Origin of the sequence: Sphingobacterium siyangense (assembly GCF_007830445.1) — a bacterium.
Classification (GTDB): domain Bacteria; phylum Bacteroidota; class Bacteroidia; order Sphingobacteriales; family Sphingobacteriaceae; genus Sphingobacterium; species Sphingobacterium siyangense.
Map to the genome: position 1 here is coordinate 61,489 of NZ_VLKR01000020.1, position 20,666 is coordinate 82,154.

A 20,666-nucleotide genomic window follows, 5' to 3' on the forward strand; every position below is an offset into this window, starting at 1 on the left:
TGGTTATTCAAATAATTTAAGCAGCTCATCTTTACTGATCGATTTCATTAGATTAGCCTCATCTAAAATCAGTCCTTCGGATATTCGTTTTTTACTTTCTTGAAGGGCTAAGATGTGCTCCTCAACGGAATCCCGACAAACAATCTTATAAGCCATCACATGCTTTTCTTGCCCTATTCGATAACAACGATCTATCGCCTGTGCTTCGGCAGCAGGATTCCACCAGGGATCCAAAATATAGACATAGTCGGCAGCCGTTAGATTTAAGCCGGTTCCTCCCGCTTTAAGGCTAATGAGAAACACACGGCATTCGTCCTCGTTCTGAAATCTTTCGACCGCATTTTGCCGCTGATCTTGATTCATCTTACCATCAAGGTAGACATAAGCTATTCCCTTATTTTCGATTCGTTGAGCCACCAGCTTAAGCATGGAAGTATACGCCGAAAAGAGAAGAATCTTATGATTTGGAGCTACTTCATCCATGATCTCATCAATAAAATCCAATTTAATAGATTCATGACCGAAGCCGCCATCTTTCATCAGAATGGGGGAGTTGCAAAGCTGCCGTAGTTTTTGCAGCGCCTCGATCGCTAAAAATTTGGATTTCGTGGAATCAGCGCTATTCAGATTATTTTCAATCTCTCCCTTGAATATTTTTCTGACCTTATCGTATATTTTCCTTTGCTCTGGAAGCATATCCATATAGAGAATTGTTTCGGTCTTTTCAGGAAGGTCCAAAGCAACCTGTTTTTTTGTACGCCGAAGAATAAAAGGTTGGATCATCTTTTGGAGGCTAGAAGTCGTCTCTTGAACCATATCTACCTCTTTGACACCCTTATATGCCTTATTAAAATTTCGATAATCTCCAAAGAAACCAGGATTAACTAAAGACATTTGCGCATAAATATCTTGTATACCGTTTTCAACTGGCGTTCCTGTCATCGCTACACGGTAATCGGCCTTAACCATTGACAGCACCTCAAAACGCTTCGAATTACGGTTCTTGACGGCTTGGGATTCGTCCATAATCAGATAGCTAAAGTCTAAACTGGTTAAATACGCCGCATCAGTCAACATCGTTCCATATGTCGTAAGAACTACAGTGCCTTCCTCTTCAAAAATAAATGCTTCCCGGTGTTTCCCATGATAGATTTCTATTTTTCGATAGGGGGCGAACTTTTTATATTCATTTTCCCAATTGAACAAAAGAGAGTTCGGGACAACCACTAAAGCAGATTTTCCTGTAGAATGCTGTTGATAAAAGTATTCCAGCACTGTTATAATCTGCAATGTTTTCCCTAAACCCATATCATCAGCCAAAAGGCCGCCCCACTGAAATTCATTCAAAAAAGTGAGCCAGCTGAAACCTACCTGCTGATAAGGTCGTAATTGCGCTTTTAAGCTTCTAGGGATTTCCAAAAGAGGGATTTCATCCAAAGCTGCGAGTTTTTCACGACGTTCCCGAATACTGTCCTGAATAATTTTTTTATCTATTTTATCCAAAACCTTCTGCATAGACACAAGTTGAATTGTATTTAAGACAAAACAATCTTCTTCTCTTCTTCCTCCTAAAAACAATGGCCTGAAGATTTCTCGGTCAGCGCGGCGTATAATGCCAAAAGCCCCTTCAGTAAGAGTAAAAACTTTATCTGTTCCCATAATCAAATCCTCAAATTCATCCATTGAAATTGTGTGTCTTCCAAATTTCGGCCCCAGTAGAATTGAACATAGGTTATTTTCCAGACGGATATTACGTACAGTACAATTTAGAGGGAAAGGATAGTATGCGCTACCTTGCTGAAGATGGTCAATTTCTAACGAAATTTCATTGAGAGAGCAGCTTTCCATGAAATCAAATAGCCAAGTGGTATTTTCAATTTCTTTCAAAGGAATCAACCAGTTATTTTCTAATGCTGTCTCCTTAAGAATCGGATGTTGTGTTTTAACAAATTCCTGAAAAACCTGTTCTTCGAGCTTATCCCTTTCAAAATATGCCAATTGATTCTGTCTCTCCCCTAAAATCAAATTGCTACTGGAGTTTAACAAAAACCTACCCTCTTTCTCATATTCGGCAAAAGCCGCTATACAAAGGAATTGGTCAATTACAGAAATAGTAGCTATTTTTTTAAACGGCTTAAAGACTTGAGGAATTGTCATATTTTCCCCTACCCTATTTAAGATGACAAGCTCCGCTATTTTTGATAGGGGTATCAGATAATCGTTCAAGAAGGTATGATAATTCTCTTTAAAGACAGTCAATCTATATTTCCATTGTCTAAACTTTTGCAATACTCCAACCTGGGTCAGGTTATCAATAAATAAAATTTCCTCGTTAGATATTTTCAGAAAGAAACAATTTTCATCCCCCAAAAACTCAGGACAATCTATTAGCTGGTTTCTGTAATAGAGACAAATTCGCATTTTCAGATATTGATCCTGATCATCAATTTCGACTTTGAGCTGCAAATCCCCCTGTGCTTTATTTAATGTAGCAGCACCCAGCACTCTCGAATTTTTCAAATTAATCTGATGTGCAAATCGATAGCGTTTAAATGTTTCGGCAAAACGTAATTTAACTGGAAACGGAGGATCCTCCAGTAAATCACGCCATACCTGTATAATTTCCCATTGTTTCCGCTCGAAGTAGTTGATATCTTCACTGATTAGATCCTTCTTCTCTTCCCGAAGTATTTTATCTTCATTAAGGAGGGCGGCAAATCGACGACTGAACAATTCCAGATACTGATCATAAGAATTTAAAGACATCTTCAAGTTACTTTCGTCCAATAGATAAGAGTGCGAAAAGGAACGAGAGCGTTTAAATTTATAATGAAAAGGGAAAAAAACAGGCAGACCAAAAGCGGAAAAATTTATTGTAACAAAAAAACATACTTCATCGTTTCGCTGTAAATCGAGATATCCTTCCAAGTTACGTGCAGGCAGACGAAGTCCACTCTCATAATCATTAGGAGCTAAACGATAAAATCGTCCATATTCATTATTCATTTCTACAGTTAACTCCGCATAAGAATAGTTCTCACAGACCTTAAATGGCACGATTTTTTTCTTCCATAGTGGCAAATTATTGATTTCAGCCCGATATAGGCCCTTTAAATAATTGGGGCAACTATCCAGTAATTTATTCGATAACAGGGTTGCTTCGTGTACGCAAAGCCCTGTTACATCGTCGCTACAAGAACAATTAATGCCGAGGTGTTCCGTAGTCAGTTCGACTTTAACCGTAGTACCCGAGAACTTTTTTAACTTAAGTTCATATTTTGGTGGATACGGTCGGACCTGAATAACAATATTCTCTCGTTCCATAAATGGAATCTCATCATCAGCATAATATTTGCTCAGGTAGCGCGGAGTCATTCTCCCTATAAATCCATCTTCCCAAGGAATTACAAGAGGTTCACTAGAATTTCTTTTTGGAAGTATTTTTTCGGCTGAACGGATCTTAGCATCCGTCGTAATGCAGTTAAAGCCAATTCCCATCATATCACTTCGTTTAATTTACCTTCAGATTTCACTTCCATATATTTTATACTTCGGTCGCACAAATCGACAAAGAAATCTGTAATTTCTCTCGCTTTTGACCTAAAGTAGTCCATATCAAGCTGAGCTAATTGTGAAGGAAGCTCATAGACCCGCCCTTTCATCTGTTTTAATAACTCTGCATTCAATATTTCTTCTACATCACCTCTGGCGGTAAAAAACTCCTTAACCTTTTTATCACAGATACAGGTCCAGTCCACCAGATCGGCTATCGTCACATTCATTGGGGCATAACCGATCCGTAGGTAGAGATAACTGTATAGTCCAATTGAAGTCAATTGATTTAAAAATAATACAGCCAATTGTGGACTAGCAAGTCCTTCAAAAGCAAATACACCTAGCAGATCCTGCATGAGTTTTGAATTGCGTGTCCATGAAATGGATGTCTTAAACAATGTATCATGCCAATTGATCGGAGAAACGGAATACGTCGGTTTATAACTCGGACGACGGTAAACAACAACAGATTCATTCCAGATGGTATGGGAGAAACGGCTGCCCAGATCCAGTTTTGTTGCCAGGAAATCTGTACTCATAAAAGCTACAATTGCAGTAACTCCACCATAAACGATTTTTCGAAAATGACAGTGACCTATTTTCTTTTTTATTACTGCAAGGTAGATTTCTGCCTTTTCATTTTCCTGCGGTGGAAAATGAAAAAGTCCTTTCCCATGCGCATCGCTGACGTAATAATTGAGCAGCATCATTTGTTCGGGATTATTCTCCTGACGAATCTGAGCCAGCACATGAAGTATATCTGTCTCATACCGCTCCGGCCAAGGAAATGCATGAAACTGCGAGGCCGTAGCATTCGATAATGCAGCGTCCTTCGCCGCCAGATTACCTACTGCAACTTCGACGTTTTTATTCGCGACTTTTTGTTCCGCTATTGCCAACAATTTTTCATGGCCCGCTTTAAGGCCTTCCATAAAACTCAGGTACAGCTGTTCAATCGTATAAAGAACAAACTTGCAATGCTCATAAAGCCAGGAGGCGTCAAAGGCGGAGATTTCGAGATCCTTGTTTTGTTTCACCGCATCAAAGGCGCTGTCCAATAATCTAAAACGTTTCTTTTCTTCCTCATCCTTTCCGACAATGGACTCCCTTAACATGGAAAAATGTTCATTGAGGCTTTTAATTCTGTTATTAACATGATGTACATTATTGGCTTTTCCGTCAATCATTAGCTGTAAAAAACGCAAATGATTTTCCATACTTTGATGTAACATAAATACAGCCCTTTGATAGTTCCCCTGCTGACCAAATGTTTCAGCCCCCTGTAGGAATCCCGCTGAAATAGGCAAGAGCTTCTGGTAATATTCATCAGCTATTTCTAGGACACTTTTTAGTTCTTTCGCTTGAAGGGGTGGGTTCTTTTTGCTACTAGCCTGATATATGGTATTTTCGGGTAGGGAGGCATAGGAATAATACAGGCTGCCCACTTTGACTTTACTGAGCATTTCAGCAATTGGCACCAGCTCAAAGGAAATATTCTTCTGGTCCATTAAACATAATTCCACAATAGGTTTTAATACCTTCGGTGAAAGCCCGCTCACATGCTTGAGCGCAAGAAGCAAATGATAATGATCCTGCCCGAGAAACTGATATTTAAAAAGATAGGCACGATCGAGATCCATACGCTGAGAAAGCCTATCGATAATTAATTGGCTATTAATTTCCATACTAAATGATTTAAGATTAAAAATTTGGCACAATAAATTACCCCAACAGATCAGACTGTTACAGATCATTATTGCAAATAATCAATACTTTATTGTAAAAAAACAGTATTACAACCAAGGAGACTAAAGAGGGGTTAACACATTACTACATATAGACGTTCGCCCCTTGGCTTTTCAGGAAATACCAGCATTTAAATCAACATGTATTCAAATCATTCATTTAGCGAAAAAGTGTTTCACCGTCGCTGGCAATATAGACAGAGCAAACACTTTGTTTTCCCATTAAAAGAAAAACAAAATAGAATACATTAATATAGTTTATATATACAAATATATAAATAAACAAAACCAAATCAAAATATTATTTATCATTAAAGTTTTAAATAAAGGATACCGGCCTGTACATAGACACACGACCATTTATTTCCAGCTTTTACACATTATAAATATATGCTGCGAATTGTAAACAACTCACGAATCAATTATATATTTCTACTATTTTTAGGCTATTCAATTATTAAGCTATCAGAAAATACGCTATTTCTTTAATTGCATTAATTTTAACAACGATATCCATGACCAATACCAAATTATTCCTCATCTTTTGTCTTGTTTTCTTTGTTCGACCAATATATGGTCAAACCACCTGCAACTGCTCACAGGCACTTAAGCAATTAATTGTAAAAATAGAGAGCGAGTACCCTGGTTTTCCAGAAAAAACCAAGCAGAATAAGGACCTGTATCAAGCTAAAAAAAATATATTGACGAAGAAAAGCTTGCTGGTTTCAAATGGGAGCTGTATGCGACTTTTGCAGGAATATCTTGACTTCTTCCAGGATGAACACATTGTCTTAGATGATCTTTCCAAAAAGAAAAATGCTCCACAGACAAGTACCGAAAACCCAAAAGCAGAACCAGAAGAGGAAATAAGTTCAAAATCGATCAGTCCCGATATATTTTATATTAAGATCTCAAGCTTCGGGTATGAAAACATAGCCCCTTTCAAAGAGCTGATCGAAAAAAACAAAGAAAAGATCGAAAGCAGTAAAGGACTTATTATAGATGTACGAAACAACGGTGGTGGAACGGACGATGTATACCAGCCCCTGTTGCCCTATATCTTAACTAACCCGATCCGGATTATGAGTGTTGAGTTTTTTGCGACACAGACCTTAGTCAATGGGTTGCGTGATTATGCCATCAAAAATATCAAGCAGGATTCTCTGAATGAAGTAAAAAGAATTGACGAAGATCTGCGGGAATACAGGGAGAATATCGGAAAATTTGTACTGTATGGTGACAAGAAGGTGATCATAGATACGATTGTCCTTAATAAAAAGAGTCCGCAACAGGTCATTATCCTAGCCAATAGAAATGTAGCCAGTTCAGCGGAGAATTTTTTATTCAGTTCCCGCCAGAGCAAAAAAGTAAAAATCATGGGAACCCCGAGTATGGGTGCCCTTGACTATGGCTCTATACGTGAGTTCAAATTTGGTTGCGACAACTACCAGCTCCTTTTGCCAACCTACCGATCTACCCGTTTACCGCAATATCCGATTGACAATATAGGTATACAGCCCGATATCTATCTGGATGAATCCATTTCAGACTGGATCGATTTTGCGGTGCGTTACATCAATGAATAATCAATAATTGCGATAAAGTATAACGTTGGCGAGTATGAAAAATATCTTAAAAATGGGTATAATAAGTGCTTTGATAGGCCTGCTCTTTTCCTGCAAAGAGCAAGTGAGTCCTTTGTCTGAAGATTACTACAAAAAGAGCGGTGCGATTTATTTTATACCGGGCGGAAACGGTTTTGAACGAGGTTCGAGAAAGATGGTTACCGATCTGGCAAGTTTTGCTGTGATCAAAGAGGTCTATGCCCGCGATAAAGATCACGTCTATTTTATGGGATGCCCGCAAGAGCTGGTCGATGTAAAGACCTTTCAACTGAAAAACAACATTCCAATCGATCAGGCGCATGTATTCAAGTTTGAAGGTTTTGCTTCGGCTACTTCATCGTGCAATCAAAACCAGCTCACCATTATCGAAGGTGCCGATCCCGCAACTTATACAACGTTATATCATCAACTTCCAGCACTAGCTAAAGATAAAGCACATTACTTTTATAGGTATCAACCGCTGAACGTCGACTATGCGTCATTCAACGTAGTTAACAGTAATTTCGTAAAAGATAAAAATCAGCTTTTCGTAGTAACAGACAAAGCGATTCTTCCGCTCCACTATAAAACAGAGAACGTTAAGGCTCTCAATATAGCCTATCTACTACTGAATGACCGAATACTGCTCTACTACGAGCCTTATCAAAACATCGGTATACTGGAGATCGAACTTCCTTCATCAAACAACATAAAATTCCTTAATGATAAGACAGTAATCATTGACCAATTGGTGATTATCTCGGGTAAGCAATTTGAATATGCAGCGGTCGATGCCGAAAGTTTCGAGCTATTGGAAGGGGCAAATGGAAAAGTCCTGTGGTCGCGCGACAAAAATCATGTCTATTACGAGCAACAATTATTTGCCGAAGCAGATCCGAAAACCTTCGAGGTTCTCAAGTTCGCTGTAGCGAAAGATGCGAACCACATTTTCATTGGAAATAAAATATTCAATGGCCCTGATGTAAAAAGCTTCAGAAAGGTTGATAAGTCGCGAGTAAACCATGATTTCGAAGATGACCTGGGCAACAAATACTGGTACCAAACCAACAAAGGGGAGGTTATTTTGGTTCCGGTTACTAAAAAGTGATCACACTAATTGGCTCAACAATAAGCGAAATTTGAGCCGATTAACCAATTTAATCGGCTCAACCCCAAAATTAGCGCTGCTCCTTCCCGATATCATCTGTCCAATCAACGGTTAATATTACACGCCAACAGGCTATAACTTACAATATACGGTATTCCATTTCACTTTCATTACACTAAATCTCTCCTGATTGCCGCCAAGATAATCACTGAAATCGGCTATTTTTCCAAAGCTTGTTTTCCACTACTTTAGCTTCGAAACCAACGCGTTTCAGAGCGTGTACGATTCGCATTCGGCCTCGATCAACGAGAGCAATTGCAATAACATGCGAGTTGCAAACAAACAGGTTCAATTTATAGAAAAAAAGGATGATCAAATCAGTATTACTAAGTATAACAGCTATGCTATGTATCACAGCATGTGCACAGGAATCCGCCATAATCACAAAAAATGACCGGGTTAAATGGATTCCCTATCAAACCAAAAACAAGCAGTTTGTCTATGTCGACAGTGCATTCCATAAGAAGCTATCCCAAGAGTTCCATTGGGCTCAGCCTTTCACGTCCACAGGATATGCACTGGTAGCCAATGAAAAGGATCAAACGGGGATCATTACCAGTAAAGGTGAATTTATCGAACATTATTCCGACGCAGATTTACAGCTCTTAGACCTCAAACAGCTGACTCTTGTAATGAAACGCCAGGAATATGAAAAGAAATTACCCTTCTGGAAATGGGACTGGAATATCCTAAGCAGTTATATCAAGAAAACAGCTACTTATGTTAAGCTCGAAATACGGGTATTGGAAAGCAATCAGGTCCTGTTGAAAAAAGATATTCCTTACGATGAGAACGAGTATAACCTTGCAACTTACCCCTTAGACGATAAGCACCTGATCCTCAATGGAAACCTGTATCTGCTAAAAGATCAAAAACTTAAGAAAATAGAAGAACACATTGAAATGCCCTTGGAAAACGGACGTTATATTCCAGCATCAACAAACAGTTTTGCCATCCTTGATATCAAAAGCAAAAAACCGGTTTTATCCGCTTTGACAGGCATTGACAAAATAGACCTTCTTTGGAAAAATGAGGTCATACAGCTCGATTCCATCAATCAGGAGCGCTACAGCCCAACAATCCCCAAACTACTAAAGGACAATAATACAGGGACTATATATGCCTTTCCACAATACGACAAAGCTTTTCCAAAACAAATTAGACAAGCCAATGCGACACAGATTGCCTTTCTAAAAGAAATATCCTTAGTTTATTCGGTGACTAATTCGCCCTATTTTATTCTGGGCAGATTTAACTACGATCATGCGATCTGGGCTTATGATTGGTTATATATAGATAAAGATGGCAACTTATTGGACACCATCAAAGCCCCGAATTTCTATATCCTGGATCAAGTGGGTAATTTGGTCTGGCCAGACAAACACATGTTACTCACCTCGAATGCCATGGAAAAGAATTGGAAGACCGGAAAAATAAAATACATCGATTCATCAGAAGATCTTTATTTAATTGATGTAAAACGAGGTGATCTGCAACCTACAAAAGGCCTATGGAATTCAAGTGCAAAGACTTGGGATATAAACCCCGATTTCGAACATATTGAAACCTTAGATGGTAAACGACAAATCTTCGCATTACAGGAACATAAAGATGGTCGCTATACTTTATACAACAATAAGACAAAACAACGAATCGGCAACAAAAGCTACATAACCATCAATCCCAACGGTTGGGTACAACATAAAAATGAGCAGAATCAGGACGATGGCTATTTTATTGACATTGCTACGGGCGAGGAGTATAAAGAATAAAAATATACCGCTCAATTTCAGCTGAAATTCCAAAGATTAATTTATAACAGACAAAATATACTCTTTAAGATTTATTAACCTTAAAGGAATACTGAGTTATTAGCTTTGTCCAATTAAAACTGATCTTGTGAGCGAATTATTGATAGCATCATTAAAGCAAGGTGACCACTTTGCCATGGAACAGATTTTTAATCTGTATTGGGAAGCCATATTTGATGCAGCTTTTAAGAAAATAGGTGACGAAAATGTGGCTCAGGACATTACCCAGGAAATCTTCATTTCACTGTGGGAAAACCGTGAACAGGTTATCATATCTGGTGGCCTTGCAGCCTATCTACATGGGGCGGTAAAATTCAAAGTAATCAACCATTTTCGGAATACGACAGTTAAAGATGGACACAAAGCCGAACTTGCGACTTTAATGAACCAACAATATGCAGATTCAGCGGACGACCTGCTGATCCTAAAAGATGCGCAGCAAAAAGTTGAAGAAGCGTTGATGCAGCTTCCCGAACGTATGCGACTGGTCGTCACAATGAGCCGCAAGCAAGAAAAATCAATCAAGGAAATTGCGAGCGAGCTGAATGTATCGGTACAAACCGTCAAGAATCAAATTACCTCGGCCATGAAACTGCTCAAAAAAAGCCTCTCTTAGGCAGTTCCTACATTTTTTTGAGTGTTAACAATAATTTAATATACTCCTAATATTTTCAACTAGTACCAATTCCCATTTGAAGTGACATGTATTCAAATGATGGAAGAAAAAGCAAAGCAGCTACTGCAAAAATATTTAAATGGAGAGGCCAGCGCCGCCGAGATTAAACAAGTCGAAGATTGGTACGCCCAACTGGATAACGCATCAAAAAAAATTCCGCAGGAACGCAAGGCAGCACTGCGCGAACAATTATTGGCCAATATCCAGTCCGGTATTTCAGAAAAGGAAAATAAACGACCTTCCCTGCTGTATTCACCTGTATTCAAAATAGCGGCCGCTATTTTAATGATTGCTTCTATAGGACTTCTTTATTGGAAAGTAAATAATCAACCTATCGCACCATCTGCGCAGATCGTCACGACAACCCTTGCAGGTGAACATAAAAAGATTGTATTGGCAGATGGTTCGGAAATTATCATGGAACCATCTTCAAAAATCAGCTATCCAAGTAAATTCAGGGGAAATATCCGTGAAATAGCACTTACTGAAGGGGAAGCTTTCTTTGATATTGCCCACGACGAGCAACACCCATTTCAGGTACAGCTTGCATCCAAGCTAGCGGTTAAAGTATTGGGTACCTCCTTTCGGATAAAAGCCTATCAGGCTTCCGACCAAGTCGAAGTCACTGTTGCTACCGGTAAGGTTGCGGTACAGCAACAAGATAAAATCTTGGGTATATTAACCAAAAACCAGAGTTTACGTTACAGCAAAGAAACCGCACAATCTTCGCGTAGCGTAGTAGAAAAAAATACCGCTGTCGCCATAGCATTTGATGGTACAAACCTCCAAGAGGTCGCAAAAAAACTGGAATATATCTACAACATTGAAATTATCTTAAAGGATACATCGCTTAGGTCTCTAAAAACAACAGCCACATTCAATAGCACACAAAATCCAGCAGAAATACTGGATATCATCTGCAGCCTACATCATCTTAAGTACAGTACGATTGAAAAGGATAAAGTATTTAAAATCCACAAATAATGTCTAAAAATTTACCTAAAACATCTTAGTCACCATGCGTAATTCATTACCTAATTATTACAAAAAAATGAAAACACCTGCATTCAAGAGAGAATTCTCTTTTTACCGGATCATGAAGTATCCCTGCATCGCATTTTCGATTACTTCAGTATTCTGCAGTTCATTGATGGCCTCCCCAAGCATGGCCCAACGTTTGGACAAAAGCAGCGTAAACATCAAAATAAGCAAGGGCGAAAAACTCGATGTGATTCTCCACAAAATCGAGAGTCTTTCGGGCCTTCATTTTGTTTACAATCCCGATCTATTGCAAGAACGGAACACAGTCTTAAGCGGCAGCTTTAAAACTGAACCCGTTCGCGCGCTCTTGAATAAGCTTGGAATCAATGCAGTGGAAAAAGAGGACTATGTGATCCTGAACACGCAAGCAAACATCAAGGCAGACCGCATCGTTACCGGTTTTGTAAGAGATACAACAGGGGCTGCAATTGTAGGTGTTTCTGTAAAAGTAGTGGGTACGCAGGTAGGAACCACAACAGATACAAAGGGTGCATTTCGAATCGAGGCTGGACCACAGGCCGTACTTTCTTTTTCGATGGTCGGATTCCATTCTAAAGATATTACCATCGGTGAAAATGAAATTATTAATGTAACGTTAAGCGAAGAGCGTTCGACCCTATCCGAAGTTGTTGTTGTTGGTTATGGAACCCAGAAAAAAGAAACACTAACGGGTGCTATAGGTGTGGTATCCCTTGATAAATTATCCTCACGATCGGTAAACAGTGTTGGCGAAGTATTGGCTGGAAAATCTCCTGGTGTCATTGTGACAAACGAAGGTGGCGATCCAACTTCGCCTCCTCGCATTAATATTCGGGGTGCCGGTGGTATAAATGGTGAAAATGTACTCTACGTTATTGACGGTTCAATTTTCCTAGGCACCCCACAGCTCAATCCAAACGATATCGAATCCATTTCGGTCCTTAAAGACGCGTCGGCAGCAATCTATGGAGCGAGAGCTTCTGGTGGTGTGGTATTGATCACCACTAAAAAAGGGAAAAAAGGACAGATGCAGATCAGTGTTGATGCCAAAATCGGCCAACAAAGCGCTTGGCGTAAATTACAGCCTTTAAATGCGGAACAACGCGCTGAGGTAGCAGCAACGGCAGCAAAAAATGGTGGAACAGCCATTTTACCAGCTTTCGATCCAACAAAATATCCAGATGGGCTTGTCACAAAAACCAATTGGATGGATGAAGTATTTAGAAATGCGACATTGCAAGATTACAATGGTGCTATCAACGGTGGAAATGAAAAGTCTAATTTTTACCTAAGTTTCAATTACCGTAAAGCAGAAGGTATTGTACTCAATACAAAAACACAACGTTACAACTTCAGGATAAACTCAGAACATCAAATTACACCCTGGTTAAAAGTAGGTGAAAATCTATCCTACAGCAATACCAATGGAAATGGCGCTAATACGAGCAGCGACTACACAGGAGCGTTATTGTCGGCCATTTATTATCCAACAAATGGAACACCTTACAATGCCGATGGAAGCTTTGCTGGTTTGCCAGGACCTTTCCCTGGCGACTATGGTGATATCATTAACCCTGTCGCAGAATTGATGCGCATAGACATTAATAATCCTGTCAGTGTCCTGGTTGTAAATCCATATGCCAATATCCAATTAGCAAAAGGCTTAACATTCAGATCTAACTTAAGCATTACCAAATCGAACATTAGATATAAAAGCTTTACACCAAAACGCCCTGAAATAGGTAAACCCGTTTTGAGCAATAGTCTAGTGGAAAGAGCGAGTGACGCAAATGATATCCTTGCCGAACAGGTCCTAAATTATAAAACTAAATTTGACGTTCATCAGCTCGATTTGACCGGAGGCTACAGTTTTCAAAAAACCAAAAGTAGTTATTTGAATGCTTCGGGAACCGGCTTTGACGATGAATCCAAGCAATACAGATACCTGAATAACGCGAACACAATACAACCGTCGGAAAGTGGTTATGGAGCCACAGCACTTTCGTCTCTTTTCTTACGGGCAAACTATAATTACAATGAAAAATACCTACTATCCTTAATTGGCCGAAGAGATGCTTCATCCATAATTCCATTAAAAGAAAATAGAGCGCGGTACTATTATTCAACATCTGCTGGATGGGCTCTACACAAAGAAGATTTTTTGAAATCTGTAGAATGGTTAAACGAGCTTAAATTAAGAGCTAGTTACGGTAAATTGGGTGGTCTAGCCAACCTAAACCCACTGGATGTTAACCCTCTTCTTATTCGTGCCGATGCCTATTTTGGTGAAAATCCAAAACTACAAAATGGATATGCTCAGAATGTGTTACCCAATATGGATATGCGATGGGCTGAAAGCAAACAAACCAATATAGGTTTAGATCTTGGAATTTTGAATGGATTGAGCTTGGTAGCGGATTATTTTGTCAAAGAAACAAATAAGATGATCTTAACCAAACCTCTTCCGGGAACAGCGGGTTTGAGCACACAAACGATTAACGGGGGTTTAGTAAAAGATAAAGGTATTGAACTAGGGCTAACTTATAGTAGTGCTAAAAATAAAGATTTTTCGTACTCTATTAATGCGACGCTAACCAAATTAACCAACAACGTTCAAGAATTGGCTCCTGGATTGAACAATATCGCAGTAGGTACTAATTTTAGAAATGAGCTAGCTCCGTTGACAATTACTGTTGGCCAACCTCTTTACAGTTACTACGTATTAAAGACCGATGGTATCTTCCAGAGTCAGGCAGAAGCTGATAACTACAAAAATGCCAATGGACAAAAAATTCAACCCAATGCAAAAGCGGGCGATTTCAAATTTGTAGACATCGATGGGAATGGTTCGATCGGACCTGAAGATCGCTATTACGCCGGTAGTGCATATCCTGATTTTTCTTACGGTCTGAGCTTCAATGCGAATTACAAAAACTTTGATCTCAATATTTTTGCACAAGGTGTACAAGGGAACAAATTGTTTAACGCCATCAAAAGAACAACCTACAGCGCGAGCGGTCCCTCATACAACAAATTAGTAGGAATCCTAGATGCATGGTCACCAGAAAACCCGAATGGGAAAGTGCCTATTATCTCAAGTTCAGACGCTAACGGAAACTTTAATGCATCAGATTTCTATATCGAAGATGGTTCTTTCCTTCGTATCCGAAATGTCACATTAGGTTATACACTGCCAAAATCTTTGACTGACAGATATAAACTTGGAAACGTGAGAGTCTATGCGACTACGAACAACTTATTTACGTTTACAAAATACACTGGTTTTGATCCAGAAATTGGTATGGATAACAATGGACTTGATGTCGGACGTTACCCACAAGCCCGCAGCTTTATCTTCGGTCTAAATGTCAATTTTTAATATTAGCAGAATGCCAATGGGATCTAAACGAAGCTTACTTCATACAAGGATTATTTAGTTTAAGATCTTATCGATTATTAAAACGAGAAAAATAAAAATGATGAAACCGAAAAATAAAAGTTGTCATTCACAGACGGAAGACTTTACCCAGGTTTTATCAGTCATAAAAAAAATAAAACGATGAAAACGAATATCAAATACCTTGCAATAGCAGCAGCAGCACTTTTTGCATCGTGCGACAAACAGTTGGATATAACGCCTGAGGGTTCACCTTCCGCTCAGAATTTTTGGAAAACCGAACAGGATGCCATCAAAGCGGAGGCTGGTATGTATGAAAAATACAATGAAGAGGATTATTACGGCCGCGGAATGTTTTGGTTTATTAATGCCAGTGACGACATGGTAACAGGGCGTAACAAACCGGAAGCCGATAATATCAAAAATTTCAACCGCAATTACATCGGTGGTGGTTATACCGAATCTCAATGGAGCATGCGTTATGCGATTATAAAAAGAGCTAACGATATTATTATCAATGTTCCCAATATAACCATGGATGAAGCTCGAAAAAAACAGATCATTGGCGATGCCTATTTCAATGCAGGTCTGGTTTATTTTCAATTGGCGGCAAACTATGGTAATGACAAAGCTGGAATTCCGATAGTTAAACCTGAAACTGACGTACCCGTACCCCGTGCTAACAATGTCAACGAGAACTATGATTACATTGCCTCTTTATTTCTAAAAGCTGCAGAGAACCTTCCATATTTCTCAGACATGAATACCTCAGATTACGGTAAAGCGCACAAAACTGCGGCATGGGCCTATTTATCAAAAGTATATCTCTACAAAAAGGACTATACAAATGCCGCCAAATATGCAGATATGGTGATCAATTCGGGCAAACATGATTTACTGCCTAATTTTGTCGATGTGTTTAAAGCTGCCAACAACTGGTCCAAAGAATATATCTGGTCAGTGGTCTGTACGCCAAATGGCGGTGGTACTGGATGGGGAAGTAAGCTTCCAGGAGTTATGCTCACCAACAAGGCCTGGGGAATCTACAATGGCTGGGGCTATTATCTACCGACAAAAGAACTGTATGATTCTTTTGAATCTGGAGATCTACGCCGTGAAGCGACGATATTGAAACCTGGGGACAAATTCCAGTTTTTTGGCGCAGAACGTGCATTTACAAAAGATGGTGGCGCTACATCGAGTTACCAATTCAAGAAATACATGGAGCCGTTTTCTTATAAAGACCCTATTCCAACACATGTCAATCCAAATGGCGATAATGGAACAACAGACCTCAATGTACCATTGATGCGTTATGCCGAAGTATTATTGACTAAAGCTGAGGCTGCCATTAATTTAAATGGGGCTGGAGCCGGTGATACTGAATTAAATAAGATTAGAAAGCGAGCTGGTTTGGTAACAAAAAGCGGAATGACCCTTGTAGACCTAAAACGCGAGCGCCGCAATGAGCTTGCTGGTGAATGGGCAGACCGTCACCGTGATTTGGTCAGATGGGGTGATGCGCAAGCTACATATGCCAAACCTTTACACGATTTCGATGGTGCTGTAATTTGGCCGGCTAGAAATTTCAATCCGCAAGTACATGATGTTTGGGCAGTTCCACAACGCGAGATCGACAACAGTTCCGGCGTCATTAAACAGAATGCAGGATGGTAAAAAACAATAAATTAATGTGGCTGCTCTTTGCCGGCCTAAGCATTCAGTCAGTTTCTGCACAACAGAAACTGACTGCCAATGCAGGTCACAGCCACAATGATTACAAACAGCAAATCCCGCTGTTGGAGGCTTACTATGCTGGAATGGGCTCTATCGAAGCGGACGTCTTCTATCGCAATGGAGAGCTTTACGTCGCCCATGAAAGCAGCGAAATCAAACCAGGGAAGACGTTAAAAAAACTTTACATCGACCCTTTAATTGCTTTCTTTAAGGAGAACGGCAATAAACCTTATGCCAAACCTGAGCAGACCTTACAGCTCGTGATTGATATCAAGGAAAATTACGAACAGGTATTGTCTAAATTGTTGGCCGATCTGAAGGGCAACGAATCTATATTCGACCAGCAGAAAAATCCTTCCGCCATTAAAATTGTCGTCAGCGGTGAAATCCCGCCGCCCGAAAAGTTCGACAATTATCCATCGATGATTTATTTTGATGGCCGGCCGGAAAAAGATTATACGCCGGCACAGCTCAAACATATTGGGATGATCAGTCAGGATATTAAGCAGTATTCTGTCTGGAATGGCAAAGGGACACCTACTCCACCCGACCTAGAAAAGATGAAATCTGTGATAGACAAAGCGCATAAATTGGGGAAACCCTTTCGTTTCTGGGCAACCAAAGACAGCCCCAATAGTTGGAAAGAGCTTGGTCACATGGGGGCAGACTGGATCAATACAGACCATCCTACTGCGCTTAAGAATTTCTATTTAAACAACGCTAAAGTCGAATACGCAAATCCAAAGGCCTACGTTCCCTATCAGCCAACCTATAAAAATGATGGTGCAACGAGCAAGGTTAAGAACGTTATTTTACTTATTGGTGATGGAATGGGCTTGGCTCAAATACAAGCGGGTTTAAGTGCCAATTTTGGTCAGTCCAATATCATCAATATGAAACATATTGGTCTTTCGCGCACCGAAGCATCCAATTCGGATTTTACCGACTCCGCTGCGGGCGGGACAGCTTTGGCTACTGGACATAAAACCAATAACCGTTACATTGGCATGGATGCTGACGGTAAATTGTTGAGCGCTATTCCCGACACACTTGCTCAACACGGGATCAAAAGTGGTATCATCAGTGCGGGAGATATTACAGATGCCACTCCGGCTGCATTTTACGCACATCAGATCGATCGAACAATGTCACAGGAAATTGCGGCAGATTTCAAAAATAGCCATGTGGATATCTTAGTTGGATCCCGTCGCGAAAGCTTCCTCAACAACAAGGATAACACGCTGATAAAGCAACTGACCGAAAAAGGGTATCAGCTTCAGCAAAATTTAGACGACTTTGAAAAAGCGACATCGGGCAAACAGTTGGTGCTCCTAGCTGATTCTGCGACAAGAAGAATCCTCGATGGACGAGGAGAAATGTTAAAAAATTCCCTCTCAAAAACGATTCAGCTTTTGTCTAAAAATAAAAATGGCTTCTTTATCATGGCCGAGGGTGCACAAATCGACTATGGAGCCCATGCCAACGATCTTCCCTATGTTGTTACCGAGCAACATGACTTTGATCGGCTTGTCGGGGAAGCCCTAAAATTTGCGGACCAAGATGGTGAAACACTAGTCATTGTCACTGCAGATCACGAAACTGGTGGACTTTCCCTATTGGATGCCAATTATAAAAAGGGAACTGTTAGAGGCAATTTCAGTAGCGATGACCATACCAATATTATGGTACCTGTCTTTGCTTACGGACCAGGTGCGCAAAATTTTATTGGCATTTACAACAATACAGCCGTTTTTAAAAAGATTATCCAAGCCTATAACTTGAAATAATCGCTTTAAAGTTTTCATACAACATGAAACCCCTTAGTTTAAATACGAGGGGTTTTCACTTTTTCACCGACTACATTCCATAGTTTACAACCACTCCAAAATCCAATTTAAGGATTGATGTTCGATTTTTTGCCTATCTTGTAAGTCAAAAAAACAGAACAACCTTTATGATACCATCAATCAAGCGACTACTGATTTTGTCATTATTGCTATTCAGTATTTCGACCCAACTATTTGCACAAACTTCTGAAAAAGCCTCTTGGTTTAAAGATGCCCGCTTTGGCATGTTCATTCATTGGGGACTATACAGTGCGGCTGAAGGCATGTGGAAGGGTGAACCTTTACGTTATATGAATAACTATGCCGAGTGGTTAAGATATCGCAACCGCGTTTCCAAAGAAGAGTACGGTACTTTGGCAAAACGTTTCGACTGGAGTAAAATAGATCCTGAGCAATGGGTTCTTCTAGCAAAAGAGGCTGGGATGAAATATATCATCATCACCGCCAAACATCATGATGGTGTTGGCCTTTGGGACACAAAAGTTGGTGATTATAGCCTCCCAAAATTGAGTGGTTCCAATCGGGATGTCATCAAAGATATCGCAGAGGCTTGTAGAAAGCACGGCATGAAATTAGGTTTTTACTATTCCCATTGGATTGACTGGGAACATCCATACGGCTGGAATCATCAACAGGAGCTGTCGGGACATGTTACCGATGCCCAATACAATCAATATTGGCAGGAGAAAGTTATCCCTCAACTTCGCGAACTGATGACCAACTATGGCGACATTGCATTGATATGGTTCGACATGTGGATCCCTTATCAAAAGTCGATCATAAAAAAAGAAGAATTACTGCAAGTTGTCAAACTGATCCGTGAACTACAGCCTAATTGCTTGATTAATTCACGTCTAGGTCTTCCTACAGATGCGGAGAACGTGGATTTTGAGACATTAGGAGATAACCAATTTGGCAGCAATTACATTAACCATCCATGGGAAACCCCTGGGACGATTGCCCATTCATGGGGTTACAACGGTCAGGAGAATGAATGGAAATCAACCAGTCAAATTTTCCAATCGTTGATCTCCAATGTAAGTCTCAACGGGGGCTTCACCTTAAATATCGGGCCACGTGCCAATGGAACAGTTCCCTACGAAAGTGTCAGTCGTCTGCACGAAGTCGGAGATTGGCTAAACAGTTATGGAGAGGGCATCTATGGCAGCACCGGCCTTGATCTAAAAAACAACCATTTCGATTGGGGTTACCTCACGACCAAAAAAGAAGGGCAAAAAACAGTCGTATATGCGCACGTCTTTAATTGGCCCTTAGATCATACACTTCGGATTACAGGAATCAAATCGACCCCAGAACAGGTTTCACTGATGAACGGAAGTGTATCTACGGCGCTAAAATTTGATCAAAGTCTCAGTCTAATCCATATCCAATTACCTGACGCGCAACCTGATCATTATGTTTCAGAAGTTAAATTGACTTTTAACAGCCCGCTAGAATTGGACAAAAATACAATCCCGGAATCAACCTTTGGTGGCTTTTCGTTGAAATCAACCAATAGCCTCAACCAAGGACTCAAAATTGTACGCTATAACGGCAAAAATCCAACGCATGCGATCCTGACGGGTGATACGAAGATCGATTGGGAGGTAACCATCCCTGAAGCAGGCGTCTACTCACTCGATTTTTCAGCACATAATCCCAATAAACAAAACAGTGTTTTTGAAGTCAGTACTGCCAATCAGCGGTTGCAAGGAAGTTTTGCTCCTACAAACAAAATGGTGGTCGAGCCCAATAGGAACAACTACACAGAAGAATTTGTCGAAAACCGCATCGGCAAATTTAAATTCGATAAGCCCGGAAAATATATCGTAACCTTTAAAAGTAAAGAACTACAGCCACTTTGGTTTAACTGGATTTGGCTCGAAAAAATGAAGAATTAAACATACGTTCCTCGGTACAGAACATGTAAAACACCAGCAGGCAGATTACTATGCCTACATAACAATCTGCTTGCTAGTAATTTATACAAAAAGTTACATATTTTAATATTTATTTATTATTTTGGGGTAAAAGTTACCAATTTTGCAAATAGGGGCTGATAGGCCACTTATGCTTATAAATGAGAAAATTAACCCTAAACATTGT

Annotated in this window: 11 protein-coding genes; 9 read left to right on the forward strand and 2 right to left on the reverse strand. The window is 39.9% G+C overall.

All coding sequences use genetic code 11. From position 1 onward, the window contains the following. Positions 1-3 precede the first annotated feature (3 nt). Positions 4-3,501 carry a DEAD/DEAH box helicase gene (locus IQ31_RS17420; protein ID WP_145328898.1) on the reverse strand — a complete coding sequence of 1,166 codons (3,498 nt, stop codon included), beginning with the start codon at positions 3,499-3,501 and terminating at the stop codon, positions 4-6. Further along, a complete protein-coding gene (locus IQ31_RS17425) occupies positions 3,498-5,240 on the reverse strand; it encodes a hypothetical protein (protein ID WP_088160190.1) in 1,743 nt (580 codons plus the stop codon). The genes IQ31_RS17420 and IQ31_RS17425 overlap by 4 nt, the downstream gene beginning before the upstream one ends. A 575-nt stretch (positions 5,241-5,815) precedes the next feature. On the opposite strand from IQ31_RS17425, the gene IQ31_RS17430 reads away from it, so the two are divergent. The 9 genes from IQ31_RS17430 to IQ31_RS17470 all read left to right on the forward strand — a co-directional run bounded on the left by IQ31_RS17430 (position 5,816) and on the right by IQ31_RS17470 (position 20,461). Next, positions 5,816-6,886, forward strand: coding sequence for a S41 family peptidase (locus IQ31_RS17430; RefSeq protein WP_145328900.1), 1,071 nt, complete (start codon positions 5,816-5,818; stop codon positions 6,884-6,886). A gap of 34 nt (positions 6,887-6,920) precedes the next feature. Next, a complete protein-coding gene (locus tag IQ31_RS17435) occupies positions 6,921-8,012 on the forward strand; it encodes a DKNYY domain-containing protein (protein ID WP_145328902.1) in 1,092 nt (363 codons plus the stop codon). A gap of 368 nt (positions 8,013-8,380) precedes the next feature. Beyond that, positions 8,381-9,844, forward strand: coding sequence for a hypothetical protein (locus IQ31_RS17440; RefSeq protein ID WP_145328904.1), 1,464 nt, complete (start codon positions 8,381-8,383; stop codon positions 9,842-9,844). Between the two features lie 127 nt (positions 9,845-9,971). Next, positions 9,972-10,499 (forward strand): RNA polymerase sigma-70 factor, encoded by a 528-nt coding sequence (locus IQ31_RS17445; protein WP_112373850.1) that lies wholly within the window; start codon positions 9,972-9,974, stop codon positions 10,497-10,499. 96 nt (positions 10,500-10,595) lie between these two features. Continuing rightward, a complete protein-coding gene (locus tag IQ31_RS17450; RefSeq protein WP_088160186.1) occupies positions 10,596-11,543 on the forward strand; it encodes a FecR family protein in 948 nt (315 codons plus the stop codon). Positions 11,544-11,610: 67 nt separating this feature from the next. Further along, a complete protein-coding gene (locus IQ31_RS17455; RefSeq protein ID WP_244294521.1) occupies positions 11,611-14,958 on the forward strand; it encodes a SusC/RagA family TonB-linked outer membrane protein in 3,348 nt (1,115 codons plus the stop codon). 180 nt (positions 14,959-15,138) lie between these two features. After that, positions 15,139-16,653, forward strand: coding sequence for a RagB/SusD family nutrient uptake outer membrane protein (locus tag IQ31_RS17460; protein WP_145328906.1), 1,515 nt, complete (start codon positions 15,139-15,141; stop codon positions 16,651-16,653). Further along, a complete protein-coding gene (locus IQ31_RS17465; protein ID WP_145328908.1) occupies positions 16,647-18,500 on the forward strand; it encodes an alkaline phosphatase in 1,854 nt (617 codons plus the stop codon). The genes IQ31_RS17460 and IQ31_RS17465 overlap by 7 nt, the downstream gene beginning before the upstream one ends. Positions 18,501-18,667: 167 nt before the next feature. Next, entirely contained in the window at positions 18,668-20,461 is a 1,794-nt protein-coding gene (locus tag IQ31_RS17470; protein WP_244294522.1) for an alpha-L-fucosidase, read from the forward strand. Positions 20,462-20,666: the final 205 nt, after the last annotated feature.

What these genes read in the sequence shown, in the direction of transcription:
- IQ31_RS17420 (WP_145328898.1), bottom strand. Translation starts at nt 3,501, where the DNA reads ATGATGGGAATTGGCTTTAACTGCATTACGACGGATGCTAAGATCCGT.
- IQ31_RS17425 (WP_088160190.1), bottom strand. Translation starts at nt 5,240, where the DNA reads ATGGAAATTAATAGCCAATTAATTATCGATAGGCTTTCTCAGCGTATG.
- IQ31_RS17430 (WP_145328900.1), top strand. Translation starts at nt 5,816, where the DNA reads ATGACCAATACCAAATTATTCCTCATCTTTTGTCTTGTTTTCTTTGTT.
- IQ31_RS17435 (WP_145328902.1), top strand. Translation starts at nt 6,921, where the DNA reads ATGAAAAATATCTTAAAAATGGGTATAATAAGTGCTTTGATAGGCCTG.
- IQ31_RS17440 (WP_145328904.1), top strand. Translation starts at nt 8,381, where the DNA reads ATGATCAAATCAGTATTACTAAGTATAACAGCTATGCTATGTATCACA.
- IQ31_RS17450 (WP_088160186.1), top strand. Translation starts at nt 10,596, where the DNA reads ATGATGGAAGAAAAAGCAAAGCAGCTACTGCAAAAATATTTAAATGGA.
- IQ31_RS17455 (WP_244294521.1), top strand. Translation starts at nt 11,611, where the DNA reads ATGAAAACACCTGCATTCAAGAGAGAATTCTCTTTTTACCGGATCATG.
- IQ31_RS17460 (WP_145328906.1), top strand. Translation starts at nt 15,139, where the DNA reads ATGAAAACGAATATCAAATACCTTGCAATAGCAGCAGCAGCACTTTTT.
- IQ31_RS17465 (WP_145328908.1), top strand. Translation starts at nt 16,647, where the DNA reads ATGGTAAAAAACAATAAATTAATGTGGCTGCTCTTTGCCGGCCTAAGC.
- IQ31_RS17470 (WP_244294522.1), top strand. Translation starts at nt 18,668, where the DNA reads ATGATACCATCAATCAAGCGACTACTGATTTTGTCATTATTGCTATTC.